General features: G+C 73.2%; 13 protein-coding genes. 9 read left to right on the top strand and 4 right to left on the bottom strand.

Going from position 1 to position 15,328, the window contains the following annotated elements; genetic code table 11:
- Position 1: 1 nt before the first annotated feature.
- From AB4Z14_RS17860 to AB4Z14_RS17835, 6 genes are all read left to right on the top strand, one after another.
- Positions 2 to 1,048, top strand: coding sequence for a phosphotransferase family protein (locus AB4Z14_RS17860; protein ID WP_442276378.1), 1,047 nt, complete (start codon positions 2 to 4; stop codon positions 1,046 to 1,048).
- A 2-nt stretch (positions 1,049 to 1,050) separates the two neighbouring features.
- Positions 1,051 to 2,271 carry an acyl-CoA dehydrogenase family protein gene (locus AB4Z14_RS17855; RefSeq protein WP_442276377.1) on the top strand — a complete coding sequence of 407 codons (1,221 nt, stop codon included), beginning with the start codon at positions 1,051 to 1,053 and terminating at the stop codon, positions 2,269 to 2,271.
- A gap of 75 nt (positions 2,272 to 2,346) precedes the next feature.
- Complete coding sequence (locus tag AB4Z14_RS17850) at positions 2,347 to 3,516, top strand: acyl-CoA dehydrogenase family protein (RefSeq protein WP_442276376.1); 1,170 nt, start codon at positions 2,347 to 2,349, stop codon at positions 3,514 to 3,516.
- A gap of 80 nt (positions 3,517 to 3,596) precedes the next feature.
- Entirely contained in the window at positions 3,597 to 4,010 is a 414-nt protein-coding gene (locus AB4Z14_RS17845; RefSeq protein WP_442276375.1) for a nitroreductase family deazaflavin-dependent oxidoreductase, read from the top strand.
- 166 nt (positions 4,011 to 4,176) lie between these two features.
- Entirely contained in the window at positions 4,177 to 6,651 is a 2,475-nt protein-coding gene (locus AB4Z14_RS17840) for an ATP-binding protein (RefSeq protein ID WP_442276374.1), read from the top strand.
- Positions 6,652 to 6,675: 24 nt separating this feature from the next.
- Positions 6,676 to 8,508 (top strand): sensor histidine kinase, encoded by a 1,833-nt coding sequence (locus AB4Z14_RS17835; RefSeq protein ID WP_442276373.1) that lies wholly within the window; start codon positions 6,676 to 6,678, stop codon positions 8,506 to 8,508.
- On the opposite strand, the gene AB4Z14_RS17830 is transcribed toward AB4Z14_RS17835, so the two are convergent.
- From AB4Z14_RS17830 to AB4Z14_RS17815, 4 genes are all read right to left on the bottom strand, one after another.
- A complete protein-coding gene (locus AB4Z14_RS17830; RefSeq protein WP_442276372.1) occupies positions 8,483 to 9,673 on the bottom strand; it encodes a hypothetical protein in 1,191 nt (396 codons plus the stop codon). The genes AB4Z14_RS17835 and AB4Z14_RS17830 overlap by 26 nt on opposite strands.
- A gap of 94 nt (positions 9,674 to 9,767) precedes the next feature.
- The gene (locus AB4Z14_RS17825; protein ID WP_056771876.1) at positions 9,768 to 10,157 is read right to left on the bottom strand and encodes a hypothetical protein; all 390 of its coding nucleotides are present in this window, start codon (positions 10,155 to 10,157) and stop codon (positions 9,768 to 9,770) included.
- Between the two features lie 96 nt (positions 10,158 to 10,253).
- Positions 10,254 to 11,924 carry a CDP-alcohol phosphatidyltransferase gene (locus AB4Z14_RS17820; protein ID WP_442276371.1) on the bottom strand — a complete coding sequence of 557 codons (1,671 nt, stop codon included), beginning with the start codon at positions 11,922 to 11,924 and terminating at the stop codon, positions 10,254 to 10,256.
- Positions 11,921 to 12,715 (bottom strand): CDP-alcohol phosphatidyltransferase family protein, encoded by a 795-nt coding sequence (locus AB4Z14_RS17815; protein WP_442276370.1) that lies wholly within the window; start codon positions 12,713 to 12,715, stop codon positions 11,921 to 11,923. Before AB4Z14_RS17815 ends, AB4Z14_RS17820 begins: the two co-directional genes overlap by 4 nt.
- Before the next feature lie 92 nt (positions 12,716 to 12,807).
- On the opposite strand from AB4Z14_RS17815, the gene AB4Z14_RS17810 reads away from it, so the two are divergent.
- From AB4Z14_RS17810 to AB4Z14_RS17800, 3 genes are read left to right on the top strand one after another with little or no spacing between them, the layout of a single operon-like run.
- Positions 12,808 to 13,800 carry a zinc-dependent alcohol dehydrogenase gene (locus AB4Z14_RS17810; protein WP_442276369.1) on the top strand — a complete coding sequence of 331 codons (993 nt, stop codon included), beginning with the start codon at positions 12,808 to 12,810 and terminating at the stop codon, positions 13,798 to 13,800.
- Positions 13,801 to 13,811: 11 nt separating this feature from the next.
- Positions 13,812 to 14,210, top strand: a complete 399-nt coding sequence (locus tag AB4Z14_RS17805) for a 6-pyruvoyl trahydropterin synthase family protein (protein ID WP_442276368.1) — start codon at positions 13,812 to 13,814, stop codon at positions 14,208 to 14,210.
- Complete coding sequence (locus tag AB4Z14_RS17800; RefSeq protein WP_442276367.1) at positions 14,198 to 15,259, top strand: glycosyltransferase family 4 protein; 1,062 nt, start codon at positions 14,198 to 14,200, stop codon at positions 15,257 to 15,259. Before AB4Z14_RS17805 ends, AB4Z14_RS17800 begins: the two co-directional genes overlap by 13 nt.
- Positions 15,260 to 15,328 lie beyond the last annotated feature (69 nt).

Genomic DNA, 15,328 nt, shown 5'->3' with positions numbered 1-15,328 from the left:
CGTGACCGACGCCCGCGACGCCGCCCCCGACGGGGACCCGCCCGGCCTGCCGCTCGACCGGCTCCGGGGCTTCCTCGACGACACGGCGCCCGACCTGCTGTCGGGCCCGCTCAGCGGGAGGGTCGTCGCGGGCGGCAAGTCCAACCTCACCTACGAGGTCGGTGACGGCACCCGCACGGTCATCGTGCGCCGTCCGCCGCTCGGCCACGTGCTCGCCACCGCGCACGACATGGTGCGCGAGCACCGCGTCATCACCGCCCTGCGCGACACCGCCGTCCCCGTCCCCACGACGTATGCCGTGTGCGACGACCCCGACGTCGTCGGGGCGCCCTTCTACGTCATGGAGCGCGTCGAGGGCACGCCCTACCGCTTCGAGGCACAGCTCCAGCCCCTCGGCGCCGCACGGGTGCGGGCGGTCAGCGAGCGGATGGTCGACACCCTCGTCGCCCTGCACGCCGTCGACCCCGGGTCGGTCGGTCTCGGCGACTTCGGTCGCCCCGACGGCTTCCTCGAGCGGCAGGTGCGGCGCTGGAAGCAGCAGCTCGACGCCTCCCGCAGCCGGGACCTCCCGGGCATCGACGAGCTGCACGAGAGGCTCGCGGGATCCGTTCCGGCACAGGGTGACCCGACGATCGTCCACGGCGACTTCCGCCTCGACAACCTCCTCGTCACGAACGACGACGAGGTCTCGGCGGTGCTCGACTGGGAGATGGCGACGCTGGGTGACCCCCTCACCGACGTCGCCCTGCTCGAGGCATACCAGACCCTCCCGCTCATGATGGACAGCGTCGCCGTCTCCGACGTCTCGCGGACGCCGGGCTTCATCAGCGGTCCCGAGCTGCGCCAGCGGTATGCGGCCGCGAGCGGTCGCGACCTCGGGCACCTCTCGTTCCACCTCGGGCTCGCCTACTTCAAGCTCGCGGTGATCCTCGAGGGCATCCACTACCGCTACACGCAGGGCCAGACGGTCGGGAGCGGCTTCGCCCGCATCGGTGAGGCCACCGTCCCCCTCGTCACCGCCGGCCTCGCCGCCGTCAAGGAGAGCTGACCATGGACTTCGGATTCGACTCCCGCACCGAGGAGCTGCGCCAGGAGCTGCTCGGCTTCATGGACGAGCGCATCGTGCCGTCGCTGCCCGTCTTCGACGAGCAGGTCTCGGCACTGCCCGACCGCTGGGCGTGGAGCACCGCGCCCGTGCTCCAGGACCTCCGGCAGGAGGCCCGCGACCTCGGGCTGTGGAACGTCTTCCTCCCTGGCGAGCACGGCGCCGGCCTGACGAACCTCCAGTACGCCCCGCTCGCCGAGATCACCGGCCGCTCCATCCGCCTCGCGCCCGCGGTCCTCAACTGCGCCGCCCCCGACACCGGCAACATGGAGGTGCTCGCCCAGTTCGGCAACGCCGAGCAGCAGGAGCGGTGGCTGAAACCCTTGCTGCGCGGCGAGATCCGCTCGGCGTTCGCGATGACCGAGCCCGACGTCGCGAGCAGCGACGCGACCAACATCGCCACGAGCATCCGGCGCGACGGCGACGACTACGTCATCAACGGCCGCAAGTGGTGGATCACCGGCGCGATGAACCCCGAGTGCGAGGTCCTCATCGTCATGGGCAAGACCGATCCTGACGCCGACCGGCACCGCCAGCAGTCGATGGTCCTCGTCCCGCGCGACACCCCCGGCGTCGAGGTCCTCCGCGGCATGGAGGTCTTCGGCTACGACGACCACGACCACGGCGGCCACGCCGAGCTGCGCTTCACCGACGTCCGCGTGCCCGCGAGCAACCTCATCGGCGAGGAGGGCACCGGCTTCGCCATCGCCCAGGCCCGCCTCGGCCCCGGCCGGATCCACCACTGCATGCGCTCGATCGGCCTCGCCGAGGTCGCCGTCGAGGCCATGTGCCGCCGCGCCTCCGAGCGCGTCGCCTTCGGGCGGCCCATCGCCGAGCAGGGCGTCGTCCGCGACTGGATCGCCGAGTCCCGCGTGCGTATCGAGCAGCTGCGCCTGCTCGTGCTCAAGACCGCCTGGCTCATGGACACCGTCGGCAACAAGGGCGCCCATGCCGAGATCCAGGCGATCAAGATCGCGACGCCCAAGACCGTCGAGTGGATCCTCGACAAGGCCATCCAGACCCACGGCGCCGCCGGGCTGAGCCAGGACACCGAGCTCGCGGCCGCCTTCGCCGGCATCCGCACGCTGCGGTTCGCCGACGGTCCTGACGAGGTGCACAAGAACGCCCTCGCCAAGGCCGAGCTGCGGAGGTATGCCGCCCGCTGACCGCCGCCGGACGGCATACGCCCGCTGGGCGCCCGACGGCACGACCCACCCGACCGCACGACGAAGGGACCGACGATGGACTTCGACCTCAGCGCCGAGGAGCGCGAGATTCGCGACTGGGTGCGCACCTTCGTGCGCAAGGAGATCGTGCCGCTCGAGCCGCAGGTGCTCGAGCGGGAGCGGCGGGGCGAGCGCGGCCTGACGGCCGAGGATCTGAAAGCCCTTCAGGACAAAGCCCGCTCGTCCGGCTTCTTCGGCATCCAGACACCCGAGAGCCACGGTGGCATGGGCCAGGGTGCCGTCGTCGCCGCGCTCATCGAGATCGAGCTCGGCCGGTCGTTCGTGCCGTTCCGCTTCGCCGGCGAGGCCGACAACATCCTCTTCTCGGCGACCGAGGAGCAGCAGGACACCTACCTCCGCCCGACGATCGAGGGCACCCGGAGGTCGTGCTTCGCGATCACCGAGCCCGGGGCCGGGTCCGACGCCCGCGCCATCCGCACGAGTGCCCGACGCGAGGGCGACGAGTGGGTCATCAACGGCGAGAAGACCTTCATCACCGGCGGCAACGAGGCCGACTTCGTCATGGTCTTCGCCGTGACGGACAAGGAGAAGGGCGCCGACGGCGGCGTCACGTGCTTCCTCGTCGACCGCGACCGCGGGTGGACGAGCACCCCCATCGACACGATGGGCGAGTGGGGCCCGGCCGCGCTCGTCTTCGACGACGTCCGCGTGCCGCACTCCGCGATCCTCGGCGAGGAGGGCAAGGGCTTCGACCTCGCGATGCGCTGGATCGGCAAGGGTCGCTACATGCTGCCCGCGCGCGCGCTCGGCTCGAGCGAGCGGCTCGTCGAGATGGGGATGGAGTGGGCCCGCAACCGCGTCACCTTCGGTCAGCCCATCGCCGAGCGGCAGGCCATCCAGTGGATGGTCGCCGACTCCGCCGTCGAGATCGAGGCGCTGCGCTGGCTCGTGCTCGCCGCCGCCTGGCAGGTCGACCGCGGCCTCGACTCGCGCCAGTCCCAGTCGATGGCCAAGCTCTACGGCGGCGTCAAGGCCAACGAGATCGTCGACCGCGTGCTCCAGATGCACGGCGGCATGGGCTACACCCGCGAGCTGCCCGTCGAGCGGTGGTACCGCGAGCTGCGCCTGCTGCGCATCTACGAGGGCACCGACGAGATCCAGCGCCGCACCATCGCGCGCAACCTGCTCAAGGGGCACGTGTCGGTGCGTGGGCACCTGGGCTGAGGCGCGGCCCACCCGACCCGACGGCATACGCCCTCGACCAAAGGAGCCCCCGCGGGGCCGGTGGGGAGGATGCTGTGGGGATGGCAGGCCCACCCGCAAGCGCGAAGCAGTTCAACAAGGTCGCCGTCCGGCTCGCCGGGCACCGCGTCTTCCCGCTCTGGGCGGTGCTGCGCCACCAAGGCCGCTCGAGCGGCAAGGACTACGCGACCCCCGTCGCCGTCATCCCCACGCCGTCGACCTTCATCATCGCCCTCCCGTGGGGACGAGGCACCGACTGGGTCCGCAACGTCCGCGCCGCCGGCGGCTGCACGATCCGCTGGAAGGGGCGCGAGTTCACCTGCACCGAGCCGACGTTCGTCGACAAGGCCGTCGCCCTCGCCGGCGCGAAGGGCATGACCCGACGGGCGATCGACCGCCGCGACATGCCCGGCGGCTTCCTCCAGCTGACCCGGACCCCTGCCCCCAAGCACTCGGCGATGCAGTCCGGCTGGTGACGACGGGCCAGCCCCGCTGACGACACGGGGTGCGAAAAGTCCCTTTTGCCGGATTGTTCATCCCTCTGCGACATCATGAGTCAATGAGGTCAGCGGAGAAGGCTGCACGTGACGCCCCGCGTCGACCGACGAGCTCCGGGACGCTGGCCCCGAACGGGGCGCCCTCGTGACCCGCCCGACCCTCGGCCGCGCGCGCTGGTGGGTGGCGGCGGCCCTGGCGCTCGTCGGCGTCTTCGTCCTCGGGGCGACCGCGGTGCGCTTCGCCCCGCCCGGGTCGACCGTCGCCGTCTGGTGGCCGGCAGCCGGTCTCGCGGTGTCGTTCCTGCTCGCGACGGCACGGGGTGCACGGGCCTGGCTCTTCGTCGCGGGCGTCCTCGTCTCCAGTGCGGCCGCCAACGCCTACGGAGGGCGCCCGCCCCTCGTGGCCCTGTGCTTCGGCGTGGCCAATGCCGCCGAGGTGGCAGTCGTCTACGGGCTGCTGACCCGCGGCGGCCGGCGACCCGCGCTCGCGTCGATGGAGGATCTCTGGAACCTCCTCGCGGCGACGCTCGCCGGAGCCCTCGTCTTCGGCCTGTTCGCCGGGCTCACCGTGAGCATCGGTGTCGGCGGTCCGTTCCTCGCGACCGCGTCCGCCGTCACCGCCTCGCACGCCGCCGCCGTGCTCGTCTTCGCTCCCCTCGGCATCGCCGTGGGCACGCGCCGCACCCGCCGCCCGGGCTTCGAGGACCTCGTCCAGTGGGTCGTCGTCGTCGGGCTCACGACCTGGGTCTTCAACCCCGGCCAGGCGCTGCCGCTCGCGTTCCTGCCGATCCCCGTCCTCGTCTGGGGCGCCCTGCGCCTCGGGCTGCGCACGGTCGCGATCCAGCTGCTCGTCGTCGGTGTCCTGGCCGTCACCCTGACGAGCATCGGCGGGGGACCCTTCGCTGCGGCGGCGCGGGTCGGCGGACTCCGGCCCGAGACGGTCGGCGCGCTCACCCAGGCGTTCCTCGTGACGGCCGCGGTCACCGCCCTCTCGCTCGCCGTCGCCTCGACGCAGCGGCGCGCGGCCCTCGCCGACCTGCGCAGCGAGGTCGAGCTCAGCGGCGTCGTGCTCGACACCGCCGCCAGCGCGATCATCGTCGTCGACCGCGCCGGCGCCATCGCCCGCCTCAACGCGACGGCGGCGCGGCTGCTCGGTGCAGCCGAGGCGGAGCTCGTCGGACGTCCGGCGGCGGAGGTCTTCCCCGTCGACGACCACGAGCGCGTCTCCGCGCAGATGGCCGGCATCGGCGAGGGTGCCGTGCCGCTCCACGAGGAGCAGGACTGGCGCGTCACGGGGCTCGGGGTGCGCCACATCGTGTGGACCAACGCGTACCTCACCGACGACACCGGGCACCGCACCCACCTCGTCAAGACCGGCGTCGACGTCACCGACGAGCGCGCGGCCCGGACCTTCGTCGAGGCCGTGCTCGAGGCCGCCACCGCCACCGCGATCATCGGCACCGACCTCGACGGCGTCATCACCCTCTTCAACCGCGGTGCCGAGACCGTGCTCGGCTGGCGCGCGTCGGAGGTCGTGAGCCGCAAGGACTGGTCGCTGCTGCACGACCCCGCCGAGATCGACCGCCGGGCCGAGGAGCTCGGCGTCGAGCCCGGATTCGACGTGCTCGTGCACCGCGTCCGGGGCGGCGCCGCGACCGAGACCCGTGACTGGACCTATGTCCGCAAGGACGGCACCCGTCGCACGGTGTCCCTGACGATGAGCGGCATCCGCGACGAGGGCGGCCAGCTCACGGGCTATCTCGGCGTCGCGGAGGACGTCACGAGACGCCGGCAGGTCGAGGTCACCCTGCAGGTCGCGCTCGACCGGGAGCGTGAGGCGGTCGAGGAGCTGACCCAGCTCGACCGGACGAAGTCCGACTTCGTGTCGGCGGTCAGCCACGAGCTGCGCACTCCGCTCGCCAGCGTGCTCGGCTACACCGAGATGCTCGAGGACGGCGCCGCCGGCGCTCTCACCGACCGCCAGCTCGAGCTCGTGGCCCGCGTCGACCGCAACGGCCGTCGCCTGCTCTCGCTCATCGAGGACCTCCTGCTCAACTCCCGCATCGAGGCCGGACGTCTCGAGCTCGCCCCGCGCCGGTGCGACCTGTCCGACGTCGTCGCCAGCGCGTGGACGTCGGTCGAGACGGTGACGGCGCAGCGCGACCTCGTGCGCGAGGTCGAGGTGTCGCCGCGACCGCTGTGGATCGAGGGTGACCCGGCCGCGCTCGAGCGGATGGTCACCAACCTGCTCTCCAACGCCGTGAAGTTCACCCCGGACGGCGGCCGGGTCGCGCTCGCCGCACACCCCGACGACCGCCGTCCGGACACGGTCCGCCTCGTCGTCTCCGACTCGGGGATGGGCATCCCGGAGTCCGACCACGAGCGCGTCTTCGCGCGGTTCTTCCGCTCGAGTGCGGCCAACGAGCGGGCCATCCAGGGCTCCGGTCTCGGGCTGTCGATCGTGCGCGCCATCGCCGAGGGGCACGGCGGGTCGGTGTCGGTCGCCTCGGCCCCCGACGAGGGATCGACGTTCACGGTATGTCTTCCCGTTGCGGGTTCTGCAGGTCCGCCCACGCAGGCGGCCACTCGGACATATCGTGACCATCGGGACGATTCCTAGTGGCGGCGGCCACGATCCAGGGGTATGACGCAGACAGGGGACAGCGTGCGCGACGGCGTGGTGTGGGAGGTGCTGGCGCTCAGTCGGCTCACTGAGCTGATGAACCGGGTCAGCGCGCAGGACGACCTGTCGATCCTCTTCGACATGGTCGTCGACGGCGCCGCCGACGTGGTCGGCTTCAAGGTGGCGGCAATCAGTCTCGTCGTGCCCTCGGGCGACATCGAGGTCGTGGCCGTGGCCGGCGACGACGACGCGCGGGTCGAGCTGCTCGGCAGGCGGACGCCGCGTCCGGTCCTCGAGGCCGAGTTCGCGGTGGCCGAGAGGTGGGGGAGCCTGCGCTTCGTCCCCGCCGGCGAGCTGCCCGACGGGTCGGCCGAGGGCTGGGTGTCGGCCGACTGGACCGCGCCGACCCCTGCCGGTGACCCGGACGCGTGGAACCCCGAGGACACCCTCATCGCACCGTTCTTCGACGCCGTCGGGGAGTTGCTCGGCATCCTCTCGGTCGACCTGCCGCTCAGCGGGCGTCGCCCCGACGTGACGCAACGGGCCGTGCTCGAGCTCTTCGCGAACCAGACCGGCATCGCCATCTCGGCCGCCCGCCAGCGCCACGCCCTGTCCGAGCGGGTTCGTCTCGGTGAGGCCGTGCAGACGGTGGCGCGCATCGCGCAGGAGGACCTCGACCCCGCCCGGGTCGTCGACGTCGCGGCGATGCCGATCTCGGCCGGCCTCGCGTCGGCGGGCCTGTGGCTGCGGGCCTTCGCGGGCGAGGACGACGACGAGCGTGAGAGCGTCTCGGCGCGCAGCGGCGAGCGCGTGCACACGCCCGTCTCGCTCGTCGCGATCGCCCGACGGATGGCCGCCCGCTGCTGGCGTGCCGGTGTCGTCGCGGTCGTCGGCGCCGACGGCCACGTCGAGCCGGCGCGCCTCTGGAGCGACGACGACATCGCGCAGGTGCGCGTCTTCCTGTCCGACGCCGCAGCGCGCTCGCTCCTCATCGCGCCGATGGGTTCGGGGTCGAGCTGCTTCGGCTACATCGCCTGCACGCGGGGGCCCGGTGACCCCGACTGGACCGACGCCGAGGCCCAGGCCGCGCTCGAGATGGGCCGTGACCTCGGGCGGGCCATCCGGAACGCCCGGCTGTATGCCGTCGAGCGGCGGGTCGCGGCCGAGCTGCGTGAGGCCGACCGCAGCAAGACGCAGCTCTTCTCGACCGTGTCGCACGAGCTGAAGAACCCCCTCGCCTCGATCGTCGGGCACGTCGAGCTGCTCCGGCAGGAGCCGGACGGCAACGGCGACTGGTCGCTCGGGGTCATCGAGCGCAACACCGAGCGGCTGCAGAGCCTCGTCGACGACCTGCTGACGCTGTCGCGGGTCAGCGACCCCGACCGGCCCATGCCCGAGGCCGACGTCGACCTCGGCGAGGTGTCACGTGACGTCGTCGACATGTTCCGTCCGCGCGCGGACACCCAGCAGGTCAGCCTGACCTTCGACCTCGAGGAGCGGTTGCCGCTCGTCCGGGGCAGTGCTGGCGACCTCGAGCGGGTCGTGCAGAACCTCGTGAGCAACGCGGTGAAGTTCACCCCCGCCGGCGGGAAGGTGGCGGTCTCCGTCGCGAGCCGACGCGACCGGGTCGTGCTCGAGTGCATCGACGACGGACTCGGCATCTCACCCGAGGACCAGGAGGGCCTCTTCACGGAGTTCTTCCGCGGCACGAACCCGGAGACCCTCCAGGTGCCGGGCACGGGTCTCGGCCTCAGCATCGCGCAGCGCGTGGTGACGAGGCACGGCGGGCGCATCGACGTCGAGTCCGAGCTCGGCCGGGGGACGAGCATCACGCTCCTGCTGCCGGCTCTCTGACCTCGGGCGCGGGGGCCCGACCGGCGAGCAGGGCGACGACGAGCGCGAGCGCGGCCACGGCGGCGAGCACGATCGTCCAGCCCGTTCCGAGGTCGCCGGCGAAGACGACGACGAGCACGCAGACGACGGCGACCCCGATGGCGACCGGGATCGCGAGCGGCGTGCCGGCGGCGCGGTCCATCCCGCCGCGGGCACCGTTCCACCCGGCGACGGCCAGGGACCGCACCCGGCGGGCCCCGCGCGACGGGCCGACGACGAGGGCGACGAGCACCACGGCGAGGGCGACCACGACGACGACGCGCACGAGCTGGCGCAGGCCCTCGGTGACCGTGTCGATGACGGAGACCGCGGCTGCGGAGGCGCCGGGCGGCAGGCTGCTCGCCACGTGCGACCGGGCGAACGACAGCCCGAGCACGAGCACGACGCAGGCGACGGCGGCACCGAGCCCCACGCGTACCAGTGCTCGCCGGTGGTCGCGCGCCATGGCGACCCCTCCGGCGATGAACGCGAGAGCCAGCAGCGGCAGGGCCACGCCGCCGATGCGCAGGGCGTTGTAGGCGGTGCGTGCGGTGTCGAGGTCGCTGCTGGGGAGCAGGGGCACCGACACGGTGATCGGCGGCAGCTTGTCGACGAGCGGGACCCCTGCGGCGACGAGGCGTTGTTCGATGGGCTCGACGAGGTTGCCGATGTCCATGCTCACGGTCGACCCGTTGTCGACGATGGCGCCGTCGGGCGACCGTGACAGCACCGCGACGAGCTGGGCGTGCGAGACCTGGTTGGCGGCGACCCAGACCGTGGCGAACTGGTCGCTCCCGACGACGGCGGTGACGACACGGCGCACGACCTGCTCGACCTGGGCGGCGAGGGGAGCTTTGAGCAGCCCGAGTGATCGTGCTGCGACCGGTCGGCCTCCGGCCTCGAGCGCCTCGATGGCTCGGTCGACCAGGTGCTGGTCGCTGATGGCGACCAGGACGCGTGCCGTCGCACGGTCCTCGACGAACGCGGTCACGGCCGGGTCGGTGGCGAGCGGGGTCACGGTCTCGACCCAGTTGTCGGTGTCGGTCACCGTCGTGCGCAGCCACGTCGCGGTGGCCCCGACGGGCACGAGCACGACGCCGATGACGAGGAGCACGGCTGCCAGCACCGAGCGCAGTCGTGCGGGCATCTCGACCTCCGGGTGTCACGGGGACAGGCCTCCGACCTGTCCTCCGAGCCTCCCGCGGCGCCGGAGCACCCGCATCCCCCGATGCGGGTGAGGCTCAGGCGGCGTGCCGCTTGGCGGGTTGCGCCAGCTGGGGCGCCATCGACCGCCCGCGCAGCAGCAGGAGGCCGCCGACGACGATGCAGACCACCTCGGCGATCGCGGCCGTCCAGACCGAACCGCCCGCCCACACGGTGTGCACGCCGAGCAGTCCGACGGTGGACGCGATGATGAACGCGCCGAGTGTCGCGGCCCCGAAGCCGGCGGTCAGGAACGCGGGGACCCAGTGCTCCCAGCGGAGCAGCAGGATCGCGATGACCACGCCGGCCACGACGTTGATGAGGAACATCGGCCCCACGCTCTGGTTGCGCACCCCGTCGAACCACAGGTAGAGGTGCACGCCGGCGGAGACGAGCAACGCCACCGCTCCCACGCCTCGGAGTCTCATGATGCGCTCCTGTCGTCCGGGTCGCGCCGCGGCGTCCCGTTGGCGTCGCGGTGTTGGACTCCCTTCCCCTGAAGACGCTTCGTCGTGGGCACCGGTTCAGCCGCCGGCGGTCGGCCCGTAGGCGGTGAGGAAGCGGTCGCGGAAGCGGTCCATCGGCCAGACCGGGGCGGTGGGTCCGGGCCGCAGCCCGTCCTGCCAGCCCCACGAGGAGATGCGCGCGAGCACGGCCGGGTCGCGGGCGACGATGCTGACGGGCACGTCGTGCCCGGCGTGCTCGCCCGAGACGATGCTGACCGGCTGGTGGTCGCCGAGCACGAGGACGACGAGGTCGTCGTCGTGGGTCGCGCGAAGGAACGACACGACGCTGTCGAGGGAGTACGCGACCGTCTGGCCGTATGCCGCCCGCACCCTCTCGGGGCTGCTCCACACCACGTCGCGTGGCGTCGCGAGCCCCGCCTGGGCGAGGTAGGGGGAGCCGTCGCCGATCGTCGCCCAGTCGAGCAGCCGCGGCAGCGGCGCCCAGGGCACGTGGCTCGTCACGAGGTCGATCTCGGCCATGACCGGCGGCCGTCGACCGGGTGGGCGGCGCTGCAGCTCGAGCCGGTCGAAGGCTGACAGCGTGTACTGGTCGGGCATCGGTGCGTAGCCGAAACCGGGCCCGGCATAGCCCAGGGTGCGGGCGTCGTAGACGGTGTCGTAGCCGTAGAAGGCCTTGCCCTCGGGCCAGTCGTGACGGTTGGCCGGGATGACGTCGACGGTGCGCCACCCGGCGCGGGCGAAGGCACCGGCGAGGGTGAGGCGGCGGCCGGCCGACGACCCGGTGTCGAGGAGCTGGTCGTAGCGCCGCTGACTGCTCACCCAGAGTCCGGACTGGAGGGTGGAGTGGGCGAGCCAGCTGATCCCGCCGAAGGTGGGGGACGTGAGCCACGCGCTGCGCGTCGCGTAGCCGGATGCCTTCAGCCCGCTCGTCCCGGCCGTGAGCGCCCTTGCCACGTCGGGGCTCTCGTCGACGGCGACCTTGCCGTAGCTCTCGACGAAGACGACGACGACGTCCTTGCCGCGCAAGGCGGTCAGCAGACCGCCCGGCGCGGTGTCGCGGTACGGGTCGACGGCGATCTGCGCGGCGAAGACGTCCTGGTCGTGGAGGCCGTCGCGCACCGACGTGAACTCGCGGCCGGCGAGGGCCGCCGTGCTCGACGACGCGGCGGGCAGGTCGGCCGTGACGCCGAGCCCGAGCGAGGCGCAGACGCCCCAGGCGACCGCCCCGGCCACGAGGGCGCGCGTCGCGCCGGTCCGGTGGCAATCGACGACCCGCCCGACCCGTCGCACGGCCAGGGGCGTCAGCACGACGATGCCGAGCAGGAGCAGCCCTGCCGCGACGACGGCCACCACCGCCGTCACCGGACCCGTCGAGTCGCCGAGGAGGTCGGTGGCCGACCCGGCGTAGCGCCAGTCGGTGAGCGGGTTGAACGTCCGGTAGAGCGTCGCGAGGAAGGCCGCGTCGAGGACGCGGACGACGAGGAGGACCCCGAGGCCGAGCCCGACCGCGATCGTCAAGGACCGCGCGGCCACGCCGCGCAGGAGCAGGAGCCCGGCCACGAGGACGAGGGCCTCGACGGGGATCCGGAGCAGCGCCAGCGGTGTCGGCGACCAGCCGACCGCCGGGTTCGGCGCGACGAGCGCGACCCAGACGAGCAGGACCGCGAGGGTGGTGAGGACGTGGCCGGCGACGCGGCGGCCGGTCCGGGCCCGGGGCGGCGACGTCACGGCAGCACGCGCGCGTCGACGGCCGTCGGCCCGACGACCGGCCGGGGAGCGAGGACCTCGACCTCGTGGCGTCGGGACACCGACATCCGCCGCAGCGTGAGGACCTCGGTGCCGAACGAGAGGACGAGCAGCCCGAGCCCGGCTGCCACAGCGACCGATGCGGCCACAGCGGGCAGGATGCCGGCGGTGGCCACCGTGAGGACGATGCCCTGGTAGGCCGCGATCACCTTGCGCCACAGGCGTGCCGGTACCTGTCCGCGCAGCCACGGCGCCCATCGGGCCGCGAGCACGACGAGCAGCAGGAGGTAGCGGGCGACCCCCACGCCGAGCACCCACCACCCGAGGTCACGGGTGACGGCCACGCTGAGGACGAGGATGAGGAAGGCGTCGGTCTCCATGTCGAAGCGCGCGCCGAGCGGGTGGACGGTCCCGGTGCGGCGCGCGACCCGGCCGTCCACCGCATCGAGGACGAGTGCCACCGAGGCGAGGGCCACGAGGACGCCGGTCGGCTCGTCGGTGCCCCCGGTCCCCGCCACGGTCCCCGCCACGATGTCGGCGACGAGGGCCGCGACGCCGCACACGAGCACCGCCCTCGACAGGGTGACACGGTCGGCGGGCAGGAGGCGCCGGCGCGAGGCCCGGACGAGCCCGGCCTTGAGCAGGGAGCAGAGGGCCACCCCCGAGGCCACGCCGACGATCCAGCCGGCAGGGCCGAGGCCGGTCGCCCGGCCCAGGACGGCGAGCAGGGTCAGCACGCCGACGAGCCCGACGACCGGGCCATGAGGGGTCACATGACGCACTGCGCCTCCACCGGGCTTGAGAGGTTTCATCCAAGGACGCCGTCGTCACCGCCGGAGTTCACGGACAGCCCTAGTCTGGTCGCGTGTCCACCGATGCGCGGGCTTTCTGGGTGGTCGAGCCCGGCACGGGCGAGATCCGGCCGGTCATCGTGCCCGCTCCCGGGCCGGGCGAGGTGCTCGTGCGGGCGCTGCACTCGGGCGTGAGCCGCGGCACCGAGACGATCGTCTTCCGGGGGAAGGTGCCCGAGGACCAGTACGCCGTCATGCGCGCCCCGCACCAGGAAGGGGACTTCCCCGGTCCCGTGAAGTACGGCTACCTCGGTGTCGGCGTCGTCGAGGAGGGACCGACGGGTCTCGTCGGGAGGACGGTCTTCTGCCTGCACCCGCACCAGACGTCCTACGTCGTCCCCGTCGGGTCGGTCGCCGTCGTCCCCGGCGACGTGCCGGCTCGGCGGGCCGTGCTTGCCGGCACCGTTGAGACCGCCGTCAACGCGCTGTGGGACGCCGCTCCGCGGCTCGGTGACCGGGTCGCCGTGGTGGGTGCGGGGATGGTCGGGTGCTGCGTCGCGCGCCTGCTCGCCGGGATCCCCGGGTGCCGGGTGACCCTCGTCGACGTGGACCCGTCGCGGGAGGCGGTGGCGGGATCGCTCGGGGTCGGCTTCGCGCGGCCCGCCGACCTCGTCGACGCGCGCGGGGACCACGACCTCGTCGTCCACACGAGCGCCACGGGTGCCGGGCTCCAGCTCTCGCTCGACCTCCTCGCACCTGAGGCGACGGTGCTCGACCTCAGCTGGTACGGCGACGCGCGGGTCGAGCTGTCGCTCGGCGGAGCGTTCCACTCGTCGCGGCTGCGGATCCGAGCCAGTCAGGTGGGTGCAGTTGCGGCAGCGAGGCGCTCGCGATACACGTATGCCGGGCGGCTGGCGCTCGCGCTCGACCTCCTGCGCGACCCGGCCTTCGACGCGTTGCTGACCGGCGACTCGCCCTTCGAGGAGCTGCCTGCGCTGATGCCGCGCCTCGCGGACGGCTCCCTGCCGGCCATCTGCCACACGATCTCCTACCGACCCACCCACTGAGCGGGGAGCCGATGTTCAGCGTGACCGTCCGGGACCACATGATGATCGCGCACAGCTTCCGGGGGGAGGTGTTCGGTCCGGCGCAGCGGTTGCACGGGGCGACGTTCGTCGTCGACGTGACCTTCCGCGGTCCCGAGCTCGACGACGACGACATCCTCGTCGACATCGGTCTCGCGACCCAGCACGTCCGCGAGGTCGTCGGTGCGTTCGGCTACCGCAACCTCGACGACGAGCCGGACTTCGCGGGGGTCAACACCTCGACCGAGGTGCTGTCCCGCACCATCGCGGAGCGGGTCGCGGGTCGCATACGCGCCGGTGACCTCGGCGGCGCCACCGACCGGGTGACCGCGCTCGCCGTGACCCTCCACGAGTCACACGTCGCCTGGGCGAGCTACGAGTGCGAGCTCTGAGGGAGATCCACGTCGTCGTCCCGGCCGGGATCGACGACCCCCTGCTCCCGAGCGGGGGGAACACCTACGACCGCAGGGTGCTCGACGGCCTGCGTGCCCTCGGGTGGCAGGCGAGCGAGCACCCCGTGCCCGGGCGGTGGCCACACCCGGACGCGCCAGCGACGGCCTGCCTGGCCGATGTCGTCGCGGCCGTCGAAACGGGGTCGGTGCTGCTCGTCGACGGCCTCGTCGCGTCGGCCGCGGACGCCGTCCTCGTGCCCGCGGCGGACCGCGTCCCCCTCGTCGTCGTCGTCCACCTGCCGCTCGGGGTGTCTGACCCGAGCGCGGCCGCGGCTGAGGGCCGGGTGCTGGCCGCGGCCGCGGCCGTCGTGACGACGAGCGGGTGGACCCGGGACGTCCTGCTCGACGCGTACGCCCTCGCCCCCGCTGCCGTGCACGTCGCCCGGCCCGGGGTCGACCGGGCCCGCGTGGCGGCCGGCGGTCCCGACGGCGGGCGCCTGATCTGCGTCGGCGCGGTGACCGCGCTCAAGGGGCAGGCCGACCTCCTCGCGGCGCTCGCGCTCGTGGACGACCTCCCGTGGTCGTGCGTCCTCGTCGGCGCCCTGACGCGCGAGCCGGACGTCGTCGACGGGCTGCGTCGGCGGGTCGCGTCGGCGGCCCTCGGCGACCGCGTGCACCTCGTGGGACCGCGCGTCGGCGCGGACCTCGAGCGGACGTATGCCGCTGCCGACCTCCTCGTCCTGCCTTCCCACGTCGAGACGTACGGGATGGTCGTGACCGAGGCTCTCGCGCGCGGCGTCCCGGTGCTCGCGACCGACGTCGGTGGCGTCCGCGAGGCGGTCGGGCAGGCAGGTGACGGGTGGCCCGGGCTGCTCGTCCCTGCAGGCAGTCCCGAGGCGCTTGCGGTCGCGCTCCGGTCGTGGCTCACGGACGGGGCCCTGCGGGAACGGCTGCGCAGGAATGCCCTGGCGCGACGCGACACCCTGTCATCGTGGTCGGAGACCGCAGGGCACGTGTCGGCCGTGCTCGAGCGGGTAGGGGGTCGCTGAACCCGATCGTGGAGCCGGACGTCGTCACCATCAGGGTCCCGGGCGGATACTCGGCAGATCCTGGGCAGA

This window comes from Terrabacter sp. 2TAF16, assembly GCF_052115065.1.
Taxonomy (GTDB): Bacteria; Actinomycetota; Actinomycetes; order Actinomycetales; family Dermatophilaceae; genus Terrabacter.
The sequence above is the reverse complement of the archived record's forward strand: the minus strand, read 5'-3'. Positions and strand labels throughout refer to the sequence as shown.